This is a genomic window from Rhizobium altiplani (assembly GCF_001542405.1).
Taxonomy (GTDB): Bacteria; Pseudomonadota; Alphaproteobacteria; order Rhizobiales; family Rhizobiaceae; genus Rhizobium; species Rhizobium altiplani.
Window position 1 is genome coordinate 17,462 of the sequence record NZ_LNCD01000082.1, and the last position, 20,969, is coordinate 38,430.

A 20,969-nucleotide genomic window follows, 5' to 3' on the forward strand; every position below is an offset into this window, starting at 1 on the left:
GCCGCCTCTTGGGCGGCCATTTCATTTGTTCCTTGAGTGTGGCTTAGCCCAGTCGCCCTGCGGCGTGAGCAAGCATCGTATAGACCTTGCCGGTATCCGAGGTCAGATAGGACTGCGTGATCGTCTTGTCGCGATCGCCGCGGGAAACATCAGAAAGGAGCTTCTCGAAATCGGCGATATAACGATCGACGGCGGTGCGGAACTCCGGCTCGCGATCATACTTGCGCTTGATCTCGTCGAAGGTCTGCTGGCCCTTCAGCGTGTAGAGGCGGCGCGTAAAGACGTCCCGTTCGCCACGCTGGTAACGACGCCACAGATCGACCGAAGCGTCATGATCGATTGCACGCGCGATATCTACCGAAAGCGAGTTCAGCGATTCGACGACGTGGCGCGGATTGCGGCTATCGGCCGTGCGGGCAGGTGCCGCCGCGGCAGCCTCGGCGCGTGGGGCTGGGTGCCGTGCTGGAGCTTCCTCGGTGGTCTCATCGCGCGATGCACCACGCAGGAGGTCGCTGATCCAGCCGCCGCTTGCCGGGGGAGCGGCAACGGGGGCGCGCTGCGGCGTTGCGGCTGCAGGCGTCAGGGAGCCACGCAGACCGAGGTTCTCGATCGGCGAGGGTGTTGCTGCCGGAGCCGGGGCGGGGGCTGCGGGAGGGGTGGGTTGGGGCGCCTGCTGGGTAACGGCCGGCTGAGCCGGGCGTGGCGCAGGCTGAGGCTGAGGCTGAGGAATGGCCCGCGGCGCAGGCTCGGAGATCTCCAGTTGCTGCGTCGAGCGGCCAACGATGTGCGAGATGTCCTGCAAAGCCTTGATCTGCTCGGCAACGGCGCGGCGCATGGCAGCAGCGCTTTCCTTGGCCTCTTCCGGAAGATCGAATGCACCGCGTTTCAATTCGCTGCGGGTCATGTCGAGTTCCTTGCGGATATCGCCGGCCGAGCGGCGGATCTCCTCGGTGGCGCCGGAGAAGCGGGATACTGCCTCCTCGACTGCCTCGCGAAGCGACTCGCGCATGGTCTGGGCAGCGCCGTCGGATGCACGACCTGCCTCGCCCAGCATACGCTCGACTTCCGACAGGGAGGCCGTCAGGCCGCCACGCAAGCGGCTGGAAAGCTCGCTGGAGCGACGTTCGGCGTTGCCGAAGGCGCCGTCGATTGTGGCATTGGCGTCTTCGCCGGCCTTGACGATCGCAGCGCGCATCGTTGAGGCGGCTTCCTCAGCCCGCTTTTCGGTTTCGGAAAGAACGCGGCCGATGTCGGAGAACGAGGATTGCACGCTTTCGCGCAGCGTTCCGCTGACCTGGTTGGAGCGCTGTTCGGCGCGGTCGAATGCGGATTCGACCATGCCGCCCAGGGCACGCATCGTCCGTTCGATTTCCTCGGAGCGCTGGACGAGTCCCACGGAAAGGTTCTGGAGGGCGCTTTCGCGATCCTCGAGCGTTGACACGAGGTTGGATTGAGCGGCTGCCAGCAGGCCGGATGCCTGGCTGAGCACCTTGGAGTGTTCGTCGAACCGGCCGATGATACCGCCGACCTGGGCAAGCGTCTGGCCCGAAATGTCCGAGAGGCGGTCGACCTTGCCTTCGAGCAGGCGCGTCGAGGCAGACACCATTTCGGCGGCCTTCTGGGCAGACTCGGTGAAGCGCGACGTCGTATCGCCGAGGCGGCCATCCACTGCCGCGAGATTTTCGGCGGCACGGCTCATCACCTGGCCCATAGCTGAGCTGTTGTCCGACAGGCGTTCGATCAGCTTGTTGACGTTGGCAAGCAGGCTGTTTTCCATCGCGTCGACGGCCGAGGATGCGCTTTCGGTCCGCGCCGTGATTGCGTTGACGAGCGCCTCATTCTCACTGCGCAGGCGCTCGGTGCTGCGTTCGGTCGCTGTCGTAATGCGCGCGGCGGCGTCCTTACCTGCTTCGGCATAGCGGTCGATCAGCGGTCGCGCCGTCTCCTCGAGAATGCGCGACAGCTCCGTGGAACGACCGGACAGCATCGAATTGAGCTCGCGGGTGCGATCGTCGAGCGTCGAGCGGATGGCGTCGCCACGCGCCTCGAGCGCCTTTTCGACATTGGTCAGCGTCGAGTCGATTTCGCGCGTGCGATCCTCGAGGTTCGAACGGATTGCATTGCCACGTGCTTCCAGAGCACGTTCGACGTCTGCCATGGTTGAGGTAATTTCCTGACTTGCGTCGGAAATCGTCGTGCGGATACCGGCACCATGGTTTTCGAAAGTCGCTTGGGCGTCGCCGAGAGCGCGGGAAATGGCGCCAACCTGGCCACTGACGAGGGTCTCGGCTTCGGCGACCTTCTTGATAATGGCATTGCCGGCTTCCGAGAAAGTCTGGGCAACGGCCGCTGCCTGGCCGGCCAAACGGTTCTGGGCGTCGGAGACGCGGCCGACGATCTGCTCGGAACGCTCTTCGATCGTGCGGGCGAACTCGTTGCTCTTGGCGTCGAGGCCTTCGGCAAACTGCTGGCCGGTGCGGCCTAGGTTTTCGGCGGCGCGGGCTGCTTCGTCGTCGATGCCCTTCGTCGTCTCGGCGACGGCGCTGCGCAGCGAAGCCGCGAGCCCGGCAGCCTTACCTTCGATCGTGCGATTGACGGCGTCGAGGCCGACTGTGAGGGCCCGGTCCATCGTGGACAGGCGCTCCCCGATGCGGACGCTGCCGCGTTCCATCGCCTCGTCGATGCTGACCGTACGGGAGTCGATCTCCGAGGTGAGGTTGGCGGTGCGGCGATCGATCGTTTCGGTAAACTTCGTGGCGCTGCCGTTGATCGCCGCAGCGATACGGTTCGTTGCGTCTTCGCCGAGCGTTCCGAGGCGGGAAATGCCGTCGGACAAAGTGCTGGAGAGGCGACCGCCAGCGGCGTCGACCTGCTCGGCCACGCCGCCGACGCCGTCACGGATGCGGTTTTCGAGGGCGGCAAGGCCGGCCTCGACGCGCGAGCCGGTTTCCGCAAAGCGGCCCGTCATGCCCTCGATCGACTGGTCGAGCTGTGAAGAGAAGGTCTCTGCCGAACGTGAGATCTCGCCAGCAGCCTCCTGGAAACGGCCGGCAATGTGACCGGTGCTGTCGCGCAGGCGGTCTTCCAGGGCCCGGCCACTGTTGTCGATCGCCTGGCGAAGCGAGACTTCATGGTCTTCCAGGGACATTTCCAGCATGCCGACGCTGGTGGCAATCGAGGCGCTGATCGTCGTCGCCTGATCGGAGAGCGTATCGCTGATACGGCTGTGGGCGTCGGTGAGGGCGAGGTTGATAGCCTGCTCGCGATCGGCCAGCGTCGAACGGATGCGTTCATGGGCCGAGTCCAAGCCGCTTTCGATGCGCGTAGCGGCATTGCCGGTCAGGGCTTCGAAACGATCATGCGCAGCCGCAAGACCGCCTTCGATGCGGGCGGCAGCGTCGCCGTGCAGTGTTTCCAATTTCTGATGCGCATTGCTGAGGTTGTATTCGATGCGGGCCGCGGCGCTGCCAGCCAGCTGCTCGATCCGATCACTGCCGCTCGACAGCGTTCCGGCAAGCGTCGATGCGTGTTCGTTCAGGGAACGCTCGAGGCGCTCCTGGCTTTCCGTGTAGGCGCTGCGGATGGCGTCCGACTTGTCGACGAGGGCGCCGGCAACCCGGGACTCGGCGCCGGCCACGGTGTCGAGCAAGGCGTTGGTGCGGGCTTCCAGTGCATCGTCAAAACGGCTCTGGCTTTCTCCGAAGGAGATCGCGAGCGCCATGGCCTTCTCGTCCAGCGTATCCGAGAGGCGGTCCTGGACCGTAGCAATCGAATTCGCGATGGTATCGACGCGCCGGGCAAGCGCCTCGTCGATGCGGCTATGACCTTCGTTCAGCGATACCGTAAGCGCCATGACACGGTCATCAAGCGCCTCGGTGATCCGGTCGTGCCCGCCGGCAAGCGAGTTGCTGATCGTTTCGGCGTGATGGCCGAGCGTGTCTTCAATGCGCGACTGGCCTTCGTTGAGGGAGATGGCGAGGGCCATTGCCTTGTCATCAAGAGTATCGGCGAGCTTCTCATGGCCGCTGGCGATCGAAGCGGCAATCGCTTCCGCACGCTTGGCGATCGCATCCTCGAAGCGGTTCTGGCTCTCATCCAGCGAGATGGCCAGCGTCATGGCCTTGTCGTCGAGTGCGTCCGCAAGGCGCTCATGGCTGCCCGAGACGGCGCTGATGATTGCGTCCGAGCGGCTTGCCAGGGTGCTCTCAAAGCGGTCGTGGCTGTCGGCAAGGGCGGCAGTCAGCGCGCCTCCGCGATCGGTCATCACGCCGTCGATCCGCTCATGCGCGGAATCGAGCGCGTGCGTGATATCGGCAGCGCGCTTGGAGATCATCGTGTTCAGATCGTCGGCGCGGCCGAAGGCCGAAGTAATTTGCTCGGTGCCCGCGGAGACGGCCGAGCTGAGATCGGAGGTCGTGGACAGCAATGTTTCGCGGAACTCTGTCGCGCGTGCGGAGAGATTATTGTGGAGTTCCGAGGTGCCCGACGCAAGCGCCAGGGAGATTTCGGACGTGGCGTGGCTCAACGCCGAGGTCATGCCTGTCGTGTGGGTATGGATAGCCTCGGTGACCTCGGAGACCTTGCCTGCCAGCGAGCTTTCCATAACTTCCTGGCTGGTCGCGAGGGCAGTGGCCAGTGCGAACGATTGATCGGTCAGCGACGCGCCAAGGCGTTCGATGCTCGAGCTCAAAATGCCGTTCAGCGACTCCGAACCGCCGGTCATGGTGTCGTTGATGCGGTTGAGGCTCTCCATGAGCTTCGTGTCGAGCGAGCCTGCACGCTTGTCGAAGGCATTGGCGAATTCCGCGACGCGCTCATCGAACGAGGTCGAGAGCTGCGCGACAGTCGCTTGCAGCCGTTCGTCAAAGAAGCCGGAACGAAGGTCGAGATCCATGATGGTGTCGTCGACGCTCGACTGCAGGCTCTGGCGGAAGGTCGAACCCTTCTCGTCGAGCGCGCTGTTGAGCTTGGAGAGAACGTCATCAAGCGTGGTGCTGATCGTGCGCTCGCCACCGGTCAGGCTCTCGTTGATCTCGCGGGTGCGGGCGATCAGGATTTCGTTCAACTGGCGGGCACGGTCGTTCAGCGCGGCGTTCAGCTTCTCGGCGTTGCTGTCCATCGTGGACGCACGCGTCTCGAACTGCCGAAGGACAAGCTCTCCATGCTCGCTCAGGCTCGACGCCAGGGTATCCAGCCGCGTGTCGAATTCGTTGGTGAGTGCGAATCCGGAGGAGGTGAGCGTTTGCAGCAGTGAATCCGTCTTTGCCGCAAGCAGCGTGCCGAGCGACTGGATGGCCGATTCCGACTTTTCGGTGATCGCCGCGGCGCGCGTGTCGATCATCGAGGCGAATGCTTCGCCCGAGGTCGCAAGGCGTATCGCGATCTCTTCCGTGGCAAGAGAGAGGTCTTCCTTGAGCTGATCATGCACGCCCGAGATCGACGTGCGGATACGCTCAGCGTGGTTGACGATCGCTTCGCGCTCCGACCCGAGTTCATGGACGAGGCCGCGCACGCGCAATTCATTGTCGGCGTAGCTGCGCTCGAGGGCGTTGACCTCGGAGTGGACGAGGGTTTCAAGCTCCGAAGCGCGTGCGATGGTGCGTTCGATGCCTTCGTTCATCGCCGAGACTTCGCGGCGAACGGCCTGGCCGACCGTCATGATGCGTTCGGAAGCGACGGTCTCGGGCTCGGAGAGGCGAAGCGCAACTTCGGCCATGGAGCGTGCTGCGTTGCGCATGTCCTGGGCGCGCGCCATCATGACGGCAAAGGCATAGAACAGCAACACCGGCACGATGATGCCGATGAGGCCGGCAACAATGCCCGGAAGAGCCAAAAGATCGGCGATCGAGCGGATCTGCCAGATCTGCGGCGAATAGAGCAGGGCCATGAGGCCGAGACCGCCGACGATCCAAAGCAGCGACACGATGGTTGCGTTGCGAACAGCCGATCGGCTGGAGCCGGTCTCCAGGGACTTGAGAAGCGTAGCCGGCGATATGCGGTTGGCGTCGTTGGCGGCGAAGGACGGGGCGCGAGACGGCTGCTCGGGCTGGCGAGGCGTATTGGCGGGGCGCACGCGCTCCTTGGAGCCTTGTTGATTGCGGGCACTCGGTGTTTCGGACAATTTGGCCTCCGGGGCGTCGGTCTTGCCGTTGCGAGACAGCGTATCGTCTTCTCCGAAGTCGATCTGGAGCGCCTCGTCCAATGCCTTGAACGCCTTGTCCTCAATCGATTCGCTGTACTTGTTGTTCGCCATTTACGTTACGCCTCGTTACATCCCAGCCGGTTCAACAACGCCTCGGGCTTCCCGCGGAGCCCGCACAAAACCTTAGCCTCTGAGCCCGCCCGTCGACATTGCCGAGGACGGATAAGCATATCATTTCAGAGTGGATAGCTGCTTTTTCATACAGACGGTATCAAAACATTACCATTATCCACTTGGCGAGCAAAGGCAGGTACCGGAAAGCTCGCCCAGTAGTATCGTAGTGACACATCCGGGACTGCTAGACAATTAACGCAACCGCTCGAATTCCCGGATAATAAGGTCTTGTTAACATCATTTAATAAAAGCGGGCCTTTGAAACCAAAGCGTTAGAGACGTTTAGCTGGCGTTAACCATACCTCAAGAAATCCGCCCCGAATGTGCCGGAATTTAACGCGATGGCCACTCGGTGCCCGCACTTTTGTGGAAAGTCGGCATGGACGACGGAGGATTGGCACATGGCAGCAGTCAGTATTGCGTTTGCGGCGCCCGACATTTGCAAGGGACCTCGGCCTTCACAGGAGCGTCCGGTAGATCTGGTGCATCTGGCAAACCAGACAATGGGCGACAAGAGCCTGGAAATCGAAGTTCTGCAAATGTTTGCGCGTCAGGCGCGGGCCTGCCTGCAGGAAATATCGTCCGGTGACGCGAAGATCGTTGAAGCCGCGGCCCATCGCCTCAAGGGCGCGGCCGGAGCGGTCGGGGCGTTTCGCGTCCATGCGGCTGCCGAGGCGCTTGAGGGCAATTGCGGCGACGCGGCCAGCATGGCGGCGGTCGGTATTGCCGTGATCGAAGCGGAGAATTTTATCCTCAAGCTTTGCCGCTGAGTTCTATAAATCTGACGGAATAGAGGCCCGCTGATCCATTTCGGAGCAGCGGGTCTTTTTGTGACCGCCGGCATGGCGCATTTTGACAAGCGCGTCGCTTCTCAATCTGTGATGAAGGACACCGAGCGGTCGATGTTGACTGCCTCGGCGATTTGTTGGAAGAAAAAATCCAAACCCTCCCATTGACGACCACCGGAAATCATCATGCCCAAACTGACCATTGTCGCCTTCGACGGCACGCGCTTCGATCTTGATGTCGATCAGGGATCGACCGTTATGGAAAATGCCGTGCGCAATTCGGTACCAGGTATCGAGGCCGAATGCGGCGGCGCATGTGCCTGCGCGACCTGTCACGTCTACGTCGACGACGAATGGACGGAACGCGTCGGCTCGCCTGAGGCGATGGAAGAGGACATGCTCGATTTCGCCTTTGACGTGCGTCCGACGTCGCGCCTCTCCTGTCAGATCAGAATGAAGGCGGCTCTGGACGGGCTCGTGGTTCACGTGCCCGAGCGGCAGGCCTGATTCCACCACAGTCCAAAAAAAGCCTCGCTTGCCGTTAGACGAGCGAGGCGAGGTAGGCGCATTACCTGCGGACGAGGGAGGATCATCCGCGGCTTCGCAACGCGCCAGGAGAACCCAGGAGCGAAAGTTCGGGCTTACGGACCTGAACTTTCGAATGTTTGAATATTACCGCGTTATGGTTGATTTAGCTAGACCGAGAAATAACCACTAAATCACTGGGGCGATTGCGGTTTCGCACAAGTTTTGTTACGCGGCTAACCTTTTGTGATCGCGTTAAGCTTGAGAATCAGCTACCTTGCGCCGCCGGATATTTTAATCCGATCGTTCAGAAGTCTCATCATTCGACTTTGAAAATTGACGGCTTCGATTCGGTCGAATCGGGCCTGCAACCTGTCGTGCTCATCGATGCCGCGGGTCGATACGTCGGTGACGAGCTCCTGCATACGCTCGCAGCTGCGCTGCGGTGGAAGTGCGAGGATCTGCTTTTCCATGACACGCGCCTGGTTTCGCGCGATCTCTGCATGGCGCTCCTCGTGCCGCTTGATGTCGCTCGCAAGTGCATCCCAGATGATTGACAACTGCTTGCTGGCACCCTTGCGGTCGGTCCAGCGGGGCAGGATTATCTGCGTATGGACGGTGACCTTGGCGCTGGAGACGCGGCAGCGCCCTCCGGCCTGAACATAGGTCGCATCGCCGCCGAATCGGATCTTGGTCGCACCCGGGTGGCGGGCGGACGAGCCACTGGCCGTCGGCCCGTTGATGCTCAGTTGCTGGTCGAGTTGGTCCGCGGTTTTGCCCTTGATGGGAAAATAGGAATAGCTTCGCGTCGCGATTACGGTGGCGGCAGCTGGGCTGCACGCCGCTACGGCCATGGAAAAGCCGAGGAGGAGGGGCATATAACGCGGCACGGAATGCATTCTGTAGATACTCATGTTGAAGTTTGCTGGAGCTTGGGGCATAGCCACGGCCAGTGCAAGATCATGGGCGCCTTTTTCGATCGATAGGATGAATGCCGTTGGCACAGCTTGAGAGCAGTTTCTGGCGCGTCGGGCATGGCCGCGAGATCGAACTGGGCGCGCGCGCCGTCCTTATGGCGATCGTCAACGTGACACCGGATTCTTTCTCGGACGGCGGGCGATACGAGACGGTCGATGCGGCCGTGACCTATGCGCTCCAGGCGGTAAGCGATGGCGCTGAGATCATCGACATTGGCGGTGAATCGACGCGCCCCGGCGCAGACGTCGTCACTCCACTGGAAGAGCAGGCCCGGGTGCTGCCGGTGATCGAGGCGTTGCGCGGCAAGACCGATGCCTTGATCTCGATCGACACCTATCGCGCTGAGACCGCCCGGCTTGCCGTCGCTGCAGGCGCGCATGTAATCAACGACGTATTCGGGTTGCAGAAGGAGCCGGAGGTGGGAAGGATCGCAGCCGATACCAGTGCGGGACTGTGCCTGATGCATACCGGCCGCGATCGGGAGAAGCTTCCGGATGTGATCGGAGACCAGTTCTACTTCCTGGAGCGCTCGCTCGCGCTCGCTTCGGCGGCCGGCGTGCCCAAGGATCGCATCGTACTGGATCCGGGCTTCGGCTTTGCCAAGGATATACAGGAGAATGTGGAACTGATGGCGCGTTTCGGAGAACTGCGCCGCTTGGGGTTGCCGCTGCTTGCCGGCACGTCGCGCAAGCGTTTCGTCGGCGCGATCACAGGTCGGGAAGCCGCCGATCGGGATGTGGGAACGGCTGCGACAAGCGTATTGTTGCGTTTGGCGGGCGCTAGCATTTTTCGTGTACACGATGTCGCAATCAACAAGGACGCTTTGGCCATCGCCGATGCTATGCTCGCGGCGCGCTATAGCTTTGAGCAGGGACAATTGGCATGAGCACCACCTACACCATCACGCTTCAGAACTGTGCCTTCTTTGCCCGCCATGGCGTTCATGACGAAGAAGAGTTCCTCGGCCAGCGCTTCTTTGTGGATGCCGAGCTCGACGTCGTCGCCGGCGACGCCCTGGAGAGCGATTCCATCAATGACACGGTCAATTATGGCATTGCCTTCACCGTGATCGAGGAGATCGTGACGGGCAAGCGTCGCTATCTGATCGAGGCGCTTGCGCTTGATATCGCCAAAGGGCTGTGTTCGAAGTTTCCGCAAATCAAGCGTGCAAAGATTACGGTGCGCAAGCCGAACGCGCCGGTGCCGGGCGTTCTGGATTTCGTTCAGGTGAGCGTCGAACACTTTGCCTGAGTCCATTTTCAAGACGGCAACACTCGGCCTTGGCGGCAATCTCGGCGAGCCTGTGCACGCGATGGCCGTGGCATTGAGGGCGCTTGACCAGCGCTCCGATTGTCGTGTGGTAGCCGTGTCGCGGCTCTATCGGACGCCGCCATGGGGAAAGACCGACCAGTCCTATTTCTTCAACGCTTGTGCTGAAATCCAGACAACGCTTGGCCCCGAGGCGCTTCTCGACGTCTGCCTCGATATCGAACGGGAGATGAAGCGCGAGCGTATCGAGCGGTGGGGGCCGCGAACGCTCGATATTGATGTCCTGACCTACGCTGATGTGGTGCAATCGGCACCGCGACTTGAGCTACCGCACCCGCGCATGACGGACCGTGGCTTCGTGCTGATGCCGCTTGCCGATTTTGCGCCTGACATGCTTGTCGAAGGAACAACCGTTCTCGAGTGGCTGGCGAAGGCCGATGTGCAGGGGATCGAAGTGGCCGATCAAAGCAGCGCTTGGTGGCATATCGCCTGAAATGCAAAAGCGGCGGAAAATCCGCCGCTTTTGGAATGTCTGGGGTTGGAACGCTATTCGACAGAGCCGACCGTGATTTCGTCGACCTGGCGCGTCAGCGTCAGGCCGATGACAGGGATCATCTGGCTTTCGACCTTGACCGAAACGGTGACGTTCATGGTCTTGTCGTCACGGACACGTGCGATCATGGCGCCGTTGAGCTTGGAGCGATTGAGGCCGACGACGACGGTATCCTGCGTGACAGCACCTGACACGACGTCGAGCCCCTTGCCTTCGGCGCCGTCAAGAAACTTCCCCTTGTAGGAACTCCCCGACTGGGTGATGAGCGCGGTCATCGGCTGCTTGAAGACGCCGACCCTGCAGCTTCCGTCGAGCTTGATGCCAGCACCTCCGGCGCTCACTGGTTCGCCCACCAGATTGCAGGTGAATTTCGTGCCTTTGTACTTTCCGGCAACGATCTCGCCGGGACCGCGCCAAGTGCCGGCGACAGACTCGAAAAAGGCTTTGTCACGTGTCGCCGCAGTCGCCGACGAAGCCATGTCGGCGGCCGGTGACAACGCCACCGCAGCCAGGCCGAAAAGAAGAAGAAACTTGCGCGAATACATGGATTTTCCCTAGCGACACCATCGCTTAACTAGGTTCAAGTTTTGCCGAAGAATGGTTAATGCTTGGTTTCTTTTAGGCCGAAAAGCACTGAGCAGCAAGTAATTCCGCGGCTCGCAGAGGACGGCGCGGAATGTTAGTGCGTTGAATTCTTGACGAGTATTTTGGTGCAGCGCTTCTGCCACGGCAGGCGCGACGAAAGTTTCAATTCTCAGGAATTCTTGTCGCGCGCTGTCATGGACGGTGTCAGGTCCCCGATGAAATCGCCGATTCCCGGACGTTTCAGCGCGTGAAAAGAAAGGGGACGGCAAAGATCCATCGCCGCGATCCCGATGCGGGCCGTCATCAGGCCGTTGATGACGCCTTCGCCGAGGCGCGCCGACAGCTTCGACGCCAATCCATGGCCAAGTACCTGCTGCACGAGGCTATCGCCGACCGCGATCGAGCCGGTCACGGCGAGGTGCGCCAGAACATCACGCATCAGCCGGATCATGCCCAGCGTTCCCGGCCGGCCGCCATAAAGATCCGCCATGGCTCGGACAAGCCGGGCCGCCTCGTAGAGCACGTACAGGAGATCGACGATCGCGCGCGGGCTGACCGCCGTAACGATGGAGACCCGTTTCGAAGCGTTGACGATCAAGGCCCGCGCCTGCCGGTCGAGCGGTGCCAGAAGCTCGCGTTCCGCGAGGGCGATGAGATGCGGTGGGTCGATGATGTCGCCTTCCGCCGCCTTCAACGTGGCCCGGCCCTTCGCCGTCTCCGGCTTTCCGGAGAGCAACGATTCCAGCCGCTTGACCAGCGCACGTGCCTTCGCCGACTTCGTCTCCACCATGGCGGCCTCAGCTTCCGCCTTGATTTCCTGCACGGCCGCCAACCGCATCATGCCCGCCGTTTCACGAACGACGATGGCAATCACCGCCAGAATGCCGATTGCGAGCGCTCCAAGGGCCGCATAGCCGAGCCAATCCGCGCGGCTGAAGAGATTGCGGATGAGGCTGTCGGTCCAAAGCCCGAAGGCGAGGGAGAAGAGAACGCCGAAAGCGGCGGCAGCGATTTTCGCGAATGAGGTGCCACGCTTGCGCGGCAGGGCGACAGCAATTGGAGGGACATCCTTTTCGGGGTTGAGGAATGGATCGTCCTCGTCGGCGGTCAGCACGACATCGTCCGTGAAGCTACCGGGCTTTCGCGGGCTGTGTTTGGTCGTGACAGGCGTGGAGGGCGTGTCCTCCTCGTAGGAGAAGGCGGCCGGCGCGCGCCGTGCGGGGTGTTCGGAGGGCGGCTTGATCATGCGAGGCGATCTCCGAACAGAAACTGCATGGCACGGTCGAGGCGAATATGCGGGACCGAAAGCTTTATGCCGCCACCGGTCTCTTCGAGGTGCGGCGGCCGAAAACGCACAACGCTGACATCGGGCAGCACGATATTTTCTCCGGATTCGATACGCTCGAACAGGTTCTCCGGGTCTGCCGGCAGGTCGCCCGGAAAGATTGCCGTCTTCTTGTGGCCGTCAAAGCTCTCTCCACCGATGGTCTCGCCTGCCATCGGTGTTCCGACGATGACCGGGAGGTCATGGCCGTCGCGTTTCACCGTCGCTTCGCGCGTGGCGCGGACCGAAGCCAGTGCCATGACGTCGATTCCCGCGCCTGTGACACCAATGCGTTGGACGGCACGGTCGACCAGGCGGCGGGTGAGGGCGTCGAGCCGGTCATGGCTTTCATGGTGCAGGTGGTCAGCTTTGGTTGCGGCGACAAGGACGCGATCGATACGGCGGCCAAGCAGCGACGTCAGCCATGAGTTCGTGCCCGAGCGGAAGCAGGCCAGAACGTCCGTCAGGGCGCGTTCGAGGTCCTGCACGGCCTCCGGACCACGGTTGATGGCTTGCAGCGCATCGACGAGGACAATCTGCCTGTCGAGACGGGCGAAGTGTTCGCGAAAGAAGGGCTTCACGACGACGGATTTGTAGGCCTCATAGCGTCGTTCCATCATCGCCCAAAGCGATCCCTTTTGCGGCTTGGCTTCCGGCGTGAGTGCAAGCGGCGCGAAGGTCAGGGCAGGAGAGCCGTCGAGATCGCCGGGTAGCAGGAGGCGGCCAGGCGGCAGCGTGGAAAGCGAGCGTTCATCGGCTTTGCAGGCTTTCAGATAATCGGCAAAAGCGGTGGCGAGGTCGCGAGCCCGCATTTCGTCTGCCGGGGCGTTGCTATCTGTGGCGCGTGTAAGGGCAAGCCAGGCGCGTGAGAGTTCCGCACGAATGCCCGTTCCGGCCAAGGCGATCGTCTCTTCGCAAAACGTCCGATAGTCCTTTCCAAGCAACGGAAGGTCAAGAAGCCACTCGCCTGGATAATCGACAATGTCGATCGACAGGCGGCCGGGCGAGAAGAGCCGGTTCCAGCCGCTGGCGCTCTGGTATTCGAGCGTAATGCGCAGTTCAGAGATTGCTCGCGTCGAATCGGGCCAAACGCGGTCCTTCACGAGTGAGCGGATGTGATCTTCGTACTGGAAGCGCGGCACGGCATCATCCGGCTGCTGCTCAAGACGCACCGCCGAGACACGACCTGACTGCACTGGCTCGAAGAGAGGCAGCCGCCCGCCGTGCAGCAGATTGTGAAGCAGCGAGGAAATGAAGACCGTCTTGCCGGAACGCGACAAGCCAGTGACGCCAAGGCGCACCGTGGGATTGATGAGGCCCGATGCCCGGTCCGCGAAATTGTCCAGGGCGATGCGCGCGTCATCGGAGAGGGAGGTCAGGCTGGGCGGCAAGGCGGAGTTCCGGTTTCTAATCGTGACAAGCCATATAGGAAGGGCAGATCGACGCGAAAAGACGTTCCGCGAAAAGACCTTAGTCGATCACGAAATCAACGAGCTGCCAGCCTGTCAACTCGCTGTCATAGTCCAGAACCGCAAGTCCGGCAGTCGGAAAGCCTGTCGGCAGTGCCTGATGGAGCGCCTCGTGACCGATCAGCGCTTCAAGCGTCTGCTCCATGGTCGGATTGTGGCCGACAAGCATGACAGAGCCGAGCGCCTCCTGGGCGTCGATGATCTCGAGGTAGATATCAGGCGATGCATTGTAGAGTTCATCGACGAATCGAAGCTCGAGCGTGGAGCCCATGGCCCGATGCACCGCGTCGGCAGTATCGCGGCAACGCGCTGCCGTCGAGCTCAGAAGCAGATCCGGCCGGTACCCCTTGTCCGCCGCTTTGTCGGCGATGAGCTCGGCGTCTGCATAGCCTTTCGCGTTCAGGGGACGGTCGAAATCACGCTGCCCGGGTGTTGCCCAAGCGGCTTCGGCATGCCGCAGCAGATAGATCCGGGAGGGTGGAGGCGTGATTGCAGCCATAGGAAAATCCACGTCGAAGGGACTTTTTCAGTAGCGGGTCGGCGGCACGCACGTCAACCGCAGCGCCAGGTGTTGCGGCCAAATCCGGGTAGGAAAGTGCGGGGTTACCGGGAGGCGAATAGGCGTTCGGGGGAATAGTGATGAGAAAATAGTCTGTTAGCTCAAAAATATGACAGATTTAAAAAACTGTTTACCTAGCGTATTTGGCTTGAATCACCAGTAGTGCTCGCGATATACACCCGCCACATGAGATCTGCTTCAGGAGAATCGCGTTGAGTGAGAAGATCGATCTTAGCAACTACGTACCCTCGGAAGAGGAAGAGTTCATGAACGGCAATCAGCGGGCTTACTTCAGAGCCAAGCTGGTCGCCTGGAAGAATGACATCCTCAGAGAGGCGCGCGAAACCCTCGACCACTTGGCCGAGGAAAGCGCAAACCACCCGGATCTTGCTGACAGGGCATCGTCCGAAACCGACCGGGCCATCGAACTGCGCGCCCGCGATCGCCAGAGAAAGCTGATTTCCAAGATCGACGCAGCACTGCAACGTATCGAAGACGGCACCTACGGCTATTGCGAGGAGACCGGAGAGCCGATCGGGCTCAAGCGGCTTGATGCTCGACCGATTGCGACGCTCTCTATCGAGGCTCAAGAGCGGCACGAGCGGCGGGAAAAAGTCTACCGGGACGAATAAGTCCCTACATACCGACAACAAAAAGGGCACCGCGACGCAAACCGTGGCGCCCTTTTTGTTTTGTTCGGTTGATCCGCTACTTGTCGCGGTTAACGCTCATCTCGCCGAAAATGCGTGCGACTTCGTTTTGAAGAGCGGCATCCGCGCCGGTGAGCGGCGCCATTTCAGGATCGCGGCGAGGCTGGTTGCCTGACGCCGGACCGGGTTTTGCGGCGGGCGCCTGTGGCGCCGGCACAATACGCTCGGCGGCAAGCGTGCTCGTCATTTCCTCTTCGAGAATGCGCTGGAAGTCGCTCGGCTGCGCGGCAGGCGCCAGCGTGCCAACCTCGACGAACGCCGATGACGGCTGTGCGGGCGCGGGAGTGCTCCGGACGGAAGGCTGCGTCACCTGCGGCTCGATGCGCTGCTGCGGCAACACGCGTTGACGGGCGGAATCGAGGATGTCTGCCGCGGCCGAGGCTTCGATCGGGGCTGGTGCCGGTCGCGGTTCAGGACGCGGCTCGAAAGACGGCGCTGGGCGTGGGGCACGCTCACGTTCGGCGATGACGGGCGCAGGCGAGGCGGGAGTCGCAACCATGACCGGTTCTGGCCTGGCTTCGATCGGCGCACGTTCGGGCACGTAGGGTTCGGATGGCGTATGACCGCGGACCGGGGGCACATACTGGGATTCGGTCGGTACGATGTGAACGGGCGCCGGCGGCTCTGGCGCTGCCTCGAGCTGTGGTGGCGCGACAGGGGCAGGAGCCGGCGCCACCAGGGCTGGGGCTGGTTGAGCAGTTGCCTCGACCGGTGCGGACTTGTCGGTGGCCTCACCAATCCTGCTCTCGATGACGATATCGGTCGGCCCGCCGATCATGATCAGATGCTCGACGTCATCCCGACGGACGAGGACGAGGCGGCGGCGCGCATCGACGGCGGCTGCATCGAGGACCTGCAGCCGTGGTTGGCGGTTGCGGCCCCCCCGAAGGAAGGGCGAAGGTGCGCGGTTACGCATGAACCAGAGCACGACGATCAGCAGTAATAGAGCTATGCCAACGCCGCCGGCTGCGAGAAGGAAGCGGCTCCCATAGGCTCCCATGAGATCATCGAACATCTTGGCTTACTCCCTTCGCGGTTTTGAACCACATGGCGACTTTTACCACTTCGTAGACAAGTCGTGATGGCCTTGTCCAGTCATGCCAACCCGAAGTGGAATTCGAACATGCTTTCTTAACAACGCATTTTAATGGCGAAATTGGCGCTCTTCGTTGTGAATTCAATCAGTCTTCACAGAGAGCAGTGTTTTTGCGGAGACCGCAAATTGGTAAGAAGGAAAAGGCGCCTGATTCCTGCTTTGTCTCCCTGTTACGAGTGAAGCCCGGCAGGCCATGCGAGGGAATAGATGACGAGACCGCGTCAGGCCGACGATTATAGCGAACCGCTCTTGGACCGCGGGGGCCGCACGGGAACGGCTTTGCGGATCATCCTGCTGGCCCTTGTGCTGATCGGCGCAGCCGCGGCGTTCGTCGTTTTCAAGAGTTCTCTCGACAACGAAATGGTGCTCGGCGTTCTCGGCGTGCTTGCCATGGTCGGGATCTTCTTCCTCGTGTCGTCGGTGATCGGCTTTATCGAAGTCATGCCGCAGCGGCAGTCCGACAGCCTGGCGCGGGCATTTTTGAACAGTCACCCCGACGGCTCTCTCATCACCGACGACAAAGGCCGTATCGTTTATGCGAATGCGGCCTATGGCGAGTTGACGGGCGCTCGCAAGTCAACTGAAGTTCAGACGCTCGAAGCGCTGCTGTCGCGTCATCGGGAATCGAACGAGGCGCTCTATCGCCTTTCCAACGGGCTTCGCGAAGGCCGGGAGGGGAGCGAAGAATTCCGGCTGCTGCGGTCCCTGGGCCCCTCGACAAACGGTTCCGGAGCGCATTGGTACCGCCTGAAAGCACGGACCCTGCAGAGCGAGGAGATCGGACGCAAGCCGCTCCACATCTGGCAGATCAGCGACATTACCTCCGAGCGCGACGATCAGGAGCGGTTCTTCAAGGAACTGCAGAATGCGATCGACTATCTCGACCACGCACCAGCCGGGTTCTTTTCGGCCGGCCGCAAGGGAGAGATCTTCTACCTCAACGCAACGCTGGCGGAATGGCTTGGCATCGATCTTACCAAGTTCGTTCCGGGTTCGGTCACGATCGGCGATTTTGTCGCGGGCGAGGGGCTTGCGCTTATTCAGTCGGTGCAGGCCGATCCGGGCCTGAAAAAGACGGTGACGCTCGATCTCGACTTGAAGAAGATGAACGGCCAGAGCCTGCCGGCGCAGATCGTCCACAGCGTGACGTCAATGCGCGATGGCGCTCCTGGAGAGAGCCGGTCGATCGTACTGACGCGGCAGAAGAGCGGCGAGAACGATCAGTCCGCCTCGGCGGCTGCGATGCGATTCACCCGCTTTTTCAACAACACGCCGATGGCGATTGCCTCGGTGGATGGGGCAGGCAGGATCCTGCGAACCAATGCCCCATTCCTGAAGCTGTTTTCGGGTATCGTTTCCCGAGACGATGTCGAGAACGGCGCACTGCTCGAAGTCATTGTGCAGGACAGCGACAAATCCAAACTGCAGCAGGCGCTCGCGGCGGCGAAGGACCGCCAGGGCGATATCCCGCCGATCGATTCGCGCACGCCGACCGATGAAGCACGCCATTTCCGCTTCTACGTCAACGCGGTGATCGACCAGAGCGACGAGACGCCGGAAGAGGCGGCGATTGTCTATGCCGTCGAGGTGACTGAGCAGAAGGCGCTCGAAGCGCAGATGGCGCAGACGCAGAAGATGAATGCGGTCGGCACACTCGCGGGCGGGATCGCGCACGACTTCAACAACGTCCTGACCGCGATCCTGCTGTCCTCCGATCATCTGCTGCTGCAGGCCCGGCCGGCGGACCCTGGCTTTGCGGATCTGATGGAAATCAAGCGCAACGCCAATCGCGCGGCCGTGCTCGTGCGGCAACTGCTGGCGTTCTCGCGCAAGCAAACGATGCGGCCGACGGTGCTCAATCTCACCGATGTGGTTGGCGACCTCAGGATGCTGGTCGATCGCCTGCTGTCCGGTACCAACGTAAAGCTCGACGTCGAGTATGGCCGTGATCTCTGGCCTGTGAAGACCGACCTGTCGCAGTTCGAGCAGGTGCTGATAAACCTCTGCGTCAACGCGCGAGATGCGATGCCGCAGGGCGGGAAGCTGACGCTTCGCACGAAGAACGTGACGGCGGCAGAGGTGGCGGCTTTCAACTATTCCTACATGCCGCATGAGGACATGGTCCTCATCGAGGTCTCGGACAACGGGACCGGCATTGCGCCTGAGATCATGGACAAGATTTTCGAGCCCTTCTTCACGACGAAAGAAGTGGGCAAGGGAACGGGCCTTGGCCTCGCGATGGTTTACGGCATCGTCAAGCAATCGGGCGGCTACATTCAGCCGGAGTCGGAAGTTGGCAAAGGCACGACGTTCCGCGTCTTCCTGCCGCGCCACATTGTCGAGCCAGCGGTTGCCGCGGAAGGCGATGCCGTCACGCCTACTATCGGCACACCTGCGGAACAGGCGCCCACCGCGGTGGAGCAGCCCGAGGATCTGACAGGCTCGGCTGTGATCCTGCTGGTCGAGGATGAGGAAGCGGTGCGTCGCGGCGGCAAGCGCATGCTTGAGACGCGCGGCTATACAGTTTACGAGGCCGGGTCCGGCGTCGAGGCGCTCGATATCATGGACGAGCTCGCGGGTAAGGTCGACATTGTCGTTTCGGATGTCGTGATGCCGGAGATGGATGGTCCATCGCTGCTGCGCGAACTGCGCAAGAACTATCCGAACCTGAAATTCATCTTCGTTTCAGGCTATGCCGAAGACGCGTTTGCCCGCAACCTGCCGCCGGATTCCAAGTTCGGCTTCCTGCCGAAGCCGTTCTCCCTCAAGCAGCTTGCCGTCGTCGTCAAGGAGACGCTGGACAGTTAAGGGGCGCCGCAGCGCCCCTTCTTCAAACTCAGCCAGCCAGCGCGACGGCAATTTCTGCCGCGAGTCGAGCATTGTTTTCCACCAACGCAATGTTGGTCTTTAGGCTCTGGCCGTCGGTCAGGTCGAAGATCGTGCTGAGCAGGTAAGGGGTTACTTCCTTGCCGCTGATTTCGTCGCGCTCGGCGCTGTCGAGGGCGCGCTCGATATAGATTTCCATTTCCTCGCGGGGGATCTCGTCTGCCTCCGGCACCGGATTGGCAATGAGCATGCCGCCGTCAATGCCGAGCTGCTCACGTACAGTCTGGAAGTTGGCGATGGCAGCCGGGCTGTTCAGCGTCAGCGGACTGCGCAATCCGGACGAGCGTGACCAGAAGGCCGGGAATTCCTCGCTCTCGTAGGTGACGACAGGCACGCCCGCGGTCTCCAGGACTTCAAGGGTCTTCGGTATATCGAGGATCGCCTTGGCGCCGGCACAAACGACGATGACGCTGGTGCGGCCCAGTTCCTCGAGGTCAGCGGAGATATCGAAGCTTTCTTCCGCGCCGCGGTGGACGCCACCGATGCCACCCGTTGCAAAGACCTTGATGCCGGCACGCTCGGCGGCGATCATCGTTGCTGCGACGGTCGTTGCGCCGTGACGGCGCTCGGCGATCGCAAAGGCGAGATCGGCGCGCGAAACCTTGAGGACGTCCTTGGCCTGCGCCAATTGCTCCAACTGGTCGGATTCGAGGCCGATATGCAGCGTACCGTGAATGACCGCGATGGTGGCTGGGACCGCGCCCTGCTCACGAATGAGCGCCTCGACGCTGCGGGCCATCTCGATGTTGCCAGGGTAGGGCATGCCATGGGTGATGATGGTCGATTCAAGCGCCACGATCGGCGCGCCGCGCTGCTTGGCGCTTGCGACTTCCTTGGAGTAGGCGATCGGCAGGAGGGGGGAGATCGGTTTCGTCATTGTCGCTTCCATTTCATCGGTATTGCCTTCAATGCAAAATTCTCGCCGGCGGAACAAGGGAAAGTGTCTCCCTCACGAGATCTGGGGAGAGGTTTTCATTGACGGCATGCGGCGATTGTACGGTAAGTGCCGCGGCCGCGGCGCCCTCCCTGATGGCATCGGCCAAGGAAATTCCACGCATCAATCCGGAGATAACGCCGGCTGCAAGCGAGTCACCCGCACCGGTGACATCCGCGACATCTTCGAGGTTTGCCGGCTGCTGGGCAACAACATGGCGATCCGCGAAGGCGATCAGCTCGCGTTGGCCGCGGGTGACGACGCCACCGCGTAAACCGATGTCACCCAGCAGTGACGGCCAGTGCGCGGGATCGTTTGGGCGCTCGCCGCTCAATGCGGCAGCCTCGGCCTCGTTGAGGAAAAGATAGTCGATCCCTTCGATGCATGGTTTGAGCTTGAGGGCCTTCGCGGGCGAGATGGCGATCGCGCCCACCGGCTTGCCGAGAGCTTTTGCGCGCTCGACGATCGATGCCAGCGTCTCTGCCGGCAGGTTGGCATCAATGAGAATGAAATCGGTGGCGGCAAAGGCGTCACGTACGGCACGGATCGAAAGGCGCCGCGGCACAAACATCCGATAGAGATCCATGTCGGCAAGCGCAATCACGAGGTTTCCGTCGTTCTCGATGATTGCGGTGTAACTCGGCGTCTTCCGATCCAGGAAAATGAAGGGGCGATCATGAACCCCAGCGAAGTCGGCCGCCTCGCCGACCATCTCGCCGATCGGATCGCCGCCACGCGGTGAAATCATCGTCACATCGAAGCCCAACCTGGCAAGGTTGCGCGCCGCATTGAAGCCGCCGCCGCCCGGCTCCTCAAACCATGAGCCTGGATTGCTGGCGCCTGGCACGGTGTCACCTGAGATGCGTCCGCGCCTGTCGATGTGGGCTCCGCCGAGGACAAGAATCTTCCGCTTCATTTCATCGTCCCGCATGGTCGAAAGATACGAATCGTCCTGCCGCCGCTGGTCGGCTGGCGAC

16 protein-coding genes are annotated in these 20,969 nt (G+C 61.6%); 7 read left to right on the plus strand and 9 right to left on the minus strand.

Annotation, left to right across the window (positions count from 1 at the left end):
• Positions 1-43: 43 nt before the first annotated feature.
• Positions 44-6,253: an apolipoprotein A-IV repeat region-like domain-containing protein gene (locus tag AS026_RS17690; RefSeq protein WP_062370805.1), complete on the minus strand. Its 6,210-nt coding sequence runs from the start codon at positions 6,251-6,253 to the stop codon at positions 44-46.
• A gap of 464 nt (positions 6,254-6,717) precedes the next feature.
• Between AS026_RS17690 and AS026_RS17695 the strand changes: the two genes are divergently transcribed.
• Together AS026_RS17695 and AS026_RS17700 are read left to right on the plus strand one after the other, a co-directional pair.
• On the plus strand, positions 6,718-7,086 hold the full coding sequence (locus AS026_RS17695; RefSeq protein ID WP_062370807.1) for an Hpt domain-containing protein: 369 nt from the start codon (positions 6,718-6,720) through the stop codon (positions 7,084-7,086).
• Positions 7,087-7,290: 204 nt separating this feature from the next.
• Positions 7,291-7,611, plus strand: coding sequence for a 2Fe-2S iron-sulfur cluster-binding protein (locus tag AS026_RS17700; RefSeq protein ID WP_018854842.1), 321 nt, complete (start codon positions 7,291-7,293; stop codon positions 7,609-7,611).
• Between the two features lie 290 nt (positions 7,612-7,901).
• Here AS026_RS17700 and AS026_RS17705 read toward each other — a convergent pair whose 3' ends face one another.
• Positions 7,902-8,528, minus strand: coding sequence for a DUF922 domain-containing Zn-dependent protease (locus AS026_RS17705; protein ID WP_018854843.1), 627 nt, complete (start codon positions 8,526-8,528; stop codon positions 7,902-7,904).
• Positions 8,529-8,620: 92 nt separating this feature from the next.
• Here AS026_RS17705 and folP point away from each other — a divergent pair, with 92 nt between their 5' ends.
• The 3 genes from folP to folK are packed head-to-tail and all read left to right on the plus strand — an operon-like array spanning position 8,621 to position 10,369.
• Complete coding sequence (gene folP / locus AS026_RS17710) at positions 8,621-9,493, plus strand: dihydropteroate synthase (protein ID WP_018854844.1); 873 nt, start codon at positions 8,621-8,623, stop codon at positions 9,491-9,493.
• Positions 9,490-9,858 (plus strand): dihydroneopterin aldolase, encoded by a 369-nt coding sequence (folB, locus tag AS026_RS17715; RefSeq protein WP_007792223.1) that lies wholly within the window; start codon positions 9,490-9,492, stop codon positions 9,856-9,858. Before folP ends, folB begins: the two co-directional genes overlap by 4 nt.
• Positions 9,851-10,369 (plus strand): 2-amino-4-hydroxy-6-hydroxymethyldihydropteridine diphosphokinase, encoded by a 519-nt coding sequence (gene folK, locus AS026_RS17720; RefSeq protein WP_025661683.1) that lies wholly within the window; start codon positions 9,851-9,853, stop codon positions 10,367-10,369. The genes folB and folK overlap by 8 nt, the downstream gene beginning before the upstream one ends.
• Before the next feature lie 53 nt (positions 10,370-10,422).
• Here folK and AS026_RS17725 read toward each other — a convergent pair whose 3' ends face one another.
• The 4 genes from AS026_RS17725 to AS026_RS17740 form a co-directional block, all read right to left on the minus strand.
• On the minus strand, positions 10,423-10,974 hold the full coding sequence (locus AS026_RS17725) for a hypothetical protein (protein ID WP_018854846.1): 552 nt from the start codon (positions 10,972-10,974) through the stop codon (positions 10,423-10,425).
• A 209-nt stretch (positions 10,975-11,183) separates the two neighbouring features.
• Entirely contained in the window at positions 11,184-12,260 is a 1,077-nt protein-coding gene (locus AS026_RS17730) for a YcjF family protein (protein ID WP_025661684.1), read from the minus strand.
• Positions 12,257-13,729 carry a YcjX family GTP-binding protein gene (locus AS026_RS17735; RefSeq protein WP_025661685.1) on the minus strand — a complete coding sequence of 491 codons (1,473 nt, stop codon included), beginning with the start codon at positions 13,727-13,729 and terminating at the stop codon, positions 12,257-12,259. Before AS026_RS17735 ends, AS026_RS17730 begins: the two co-directional genes overlap by 4 nt.
• A 79-nt stretch (positions 13,730-13,808) precedes the next feature.
• Entirely contained in the window at positions 13,809-14,306 is a 498-nt protein-coding gene (locus AS026_RS17740) for a SixA phosphatase family protein (RefSeq protein ID WP_018854849.1), read from the minus strand.
• Positions 14,307-14,578: 272 nt separating this feature from the next.
• On the opposite strand from AS026_RS17740, the gene dksA reads away from it, so the two are divergent.
• A complete protein-coding gene (gene dksA, locus AS026_RS17745; RefSeq protein ID WP_007532954.1) occupies positions 14,579-14,998 on the plus strand; it encodes an RNA polymerase-binding protein DksA in 420 nt (139 codons plus the stop codon).
• A gap of 76 nt (positions 14,999-15,074) precedes the next feature.
• Here dksA and AS026_RS17750 read toward each other — a convergent pair whose 3' ends face one another.
• Complete coding sequence (locus AS026_RS17750; RefSeq protein ID WP_025661686.1) at positions 15,075-16,091, minus strand: flagellar biosynthetic protein FliO; 1,017 nt, start codon at positions 16,089-16,091, stop codon at positions 15,075-15,077.
• 288 nt (positions 16,092-16,379) lie between these two features.
• On the opposite strand from AS026_RS17750, the gene cckA reads away from it, so the two are divergent.
• A complete protein-coding gene (cckA, locus tag AS026_RS17755) occupies positions 16,380-18,980 on the plus strand; it encodes a cell cycle histidine kinase CckA (protein WP_025661687.1) in 2,601 nt (866 codons plus the stop codon).
• Positions 18,981-19,008: 28 nt separating this feature from the next.
• On the opposite strand, the gene AS026_RS17760 is transcribed toward cckA, so the two are convergent.
• Together AS026_RS17760 and AS026_RS17765 are read right to left on the minus strand one after the other, a co-directional pair.
• Entirely contained in the window at positions 19,009-19,935 is a 927-nt protein-coding gene (locus AS026_RS17760) for a pseudouridine-5'-phosphate glycosidase (RefSeq protein WP_025661688.1), read from the minus strand.
• 28 nt (positions 19,936-19,963) lie between these two features.
• Positions 19,964-20,908: a carbohydrate kinase family protein gene (locus tag AS026_RS17765; RefSeq protein ID WP_062371004.1), complete on the minus strand. Its 945-nt coding sequence runs from the start codon at positions 20,906-20,908 to the stop codon at positions 19,964-19,966.
• Between the last annotated feature and the right edge of the window lie 61 nt (positions 20,909-20,969).

Excerpts from the sequence above, each read along its gene's own strand:
- AS026_RS17690 (WP_062370805.1), bottom strand. The coding sequence starts at position 6,253 with ATGGCGAACAACAAGTACAGCGAATCGATTGAGGACAAGGCGTTCAAG.
- AS026_RS17695 (WP_062370807.1), top strand. The coding sequence starts at position 6,718 with ATGGCAGCAGTCAGTATTGCGTTTGCGGCGCCCGACATTTGCAAGGGA.
- AS026_RS17700 (WP_018854842.1), top strand. The coding sequence starts at position 7,291 with ATGCCCAAACTGACCATTGTCGCCTTCGACGGCACGCGCTTCGATCTT.
- AS026_RS17705 (WP_018854843.1), bottom strand. The coding sequence starts at position 8,528 with ATGCATTCCGTGCCGCGTTATATGCCCCTCCTCCTCGGCTTTTCCATG.
- folP (WP_018854844.1), top strand. The coding sequence starts at position 8,621 with ATGCCGTTGGCACAGCTTGAGAGCAGTTTCTGGCGCGTCGGGCATGGC.
- folB (WP_007792223.1), top strand. The coding sequence starts at position 9,490 with ATGAGCACCACCTACACCATCACGCTTCAGAACTGTGCCTTCTTTGCC.
- AS026_RS17725 (WP_018854846.1), bottom strand. The coding sequence starts at position 10,974 with ATGTATTCGCGCAAGTTTCTTCTTCTTTTCGGCCTGGCTGCGGTGGCG.
- AS026_RS17730 (WP_025661684.1), bottom strand. The coding sequence starts at position 12,260 with ATGATCAAGCCGCCCTCCGAACACCCCGCACGGCGCGCGCCGGCCGCC.
- AS026_RS17740 (WP_018854849.1), bottom strand. The coding sequence starts at position 14,306 with ATGGCTGCAATCACGCCTCCACCCTCCCGGATCTATCTGCTGCGGCAT.
- AS026_RS17750 (WP_025661686.1), bottom strand. The coding sequence starts at position 16,091 with ATGTTCGATGATCTCATGGGAGCCTATGGGAGCCGCTTCCTTCTCGCA.
- cckA (WP_025661687.1), top strand. The coding sequence starts at position 16,380 with ATGACGAGACCGCGTCAGGCCGACGATTATAGCGAACCGCTCTTGGAC.
- AS026_RS17760 (WP_025661688.1), bottom strand. The coding sequence starts at position 19,935 with ATGACGAAACCGATCTCCCCCCTCCTGCCGATCGCCTACTCCAAGGAA.
- AS026_RS17765 (WP_062371004.1), bottom strand. The coding sequence starts at position 20,908 with ATGAAGCGGAAGATTCTTGTCCTCGGCGGAGCCCACATCGACAGGCGC.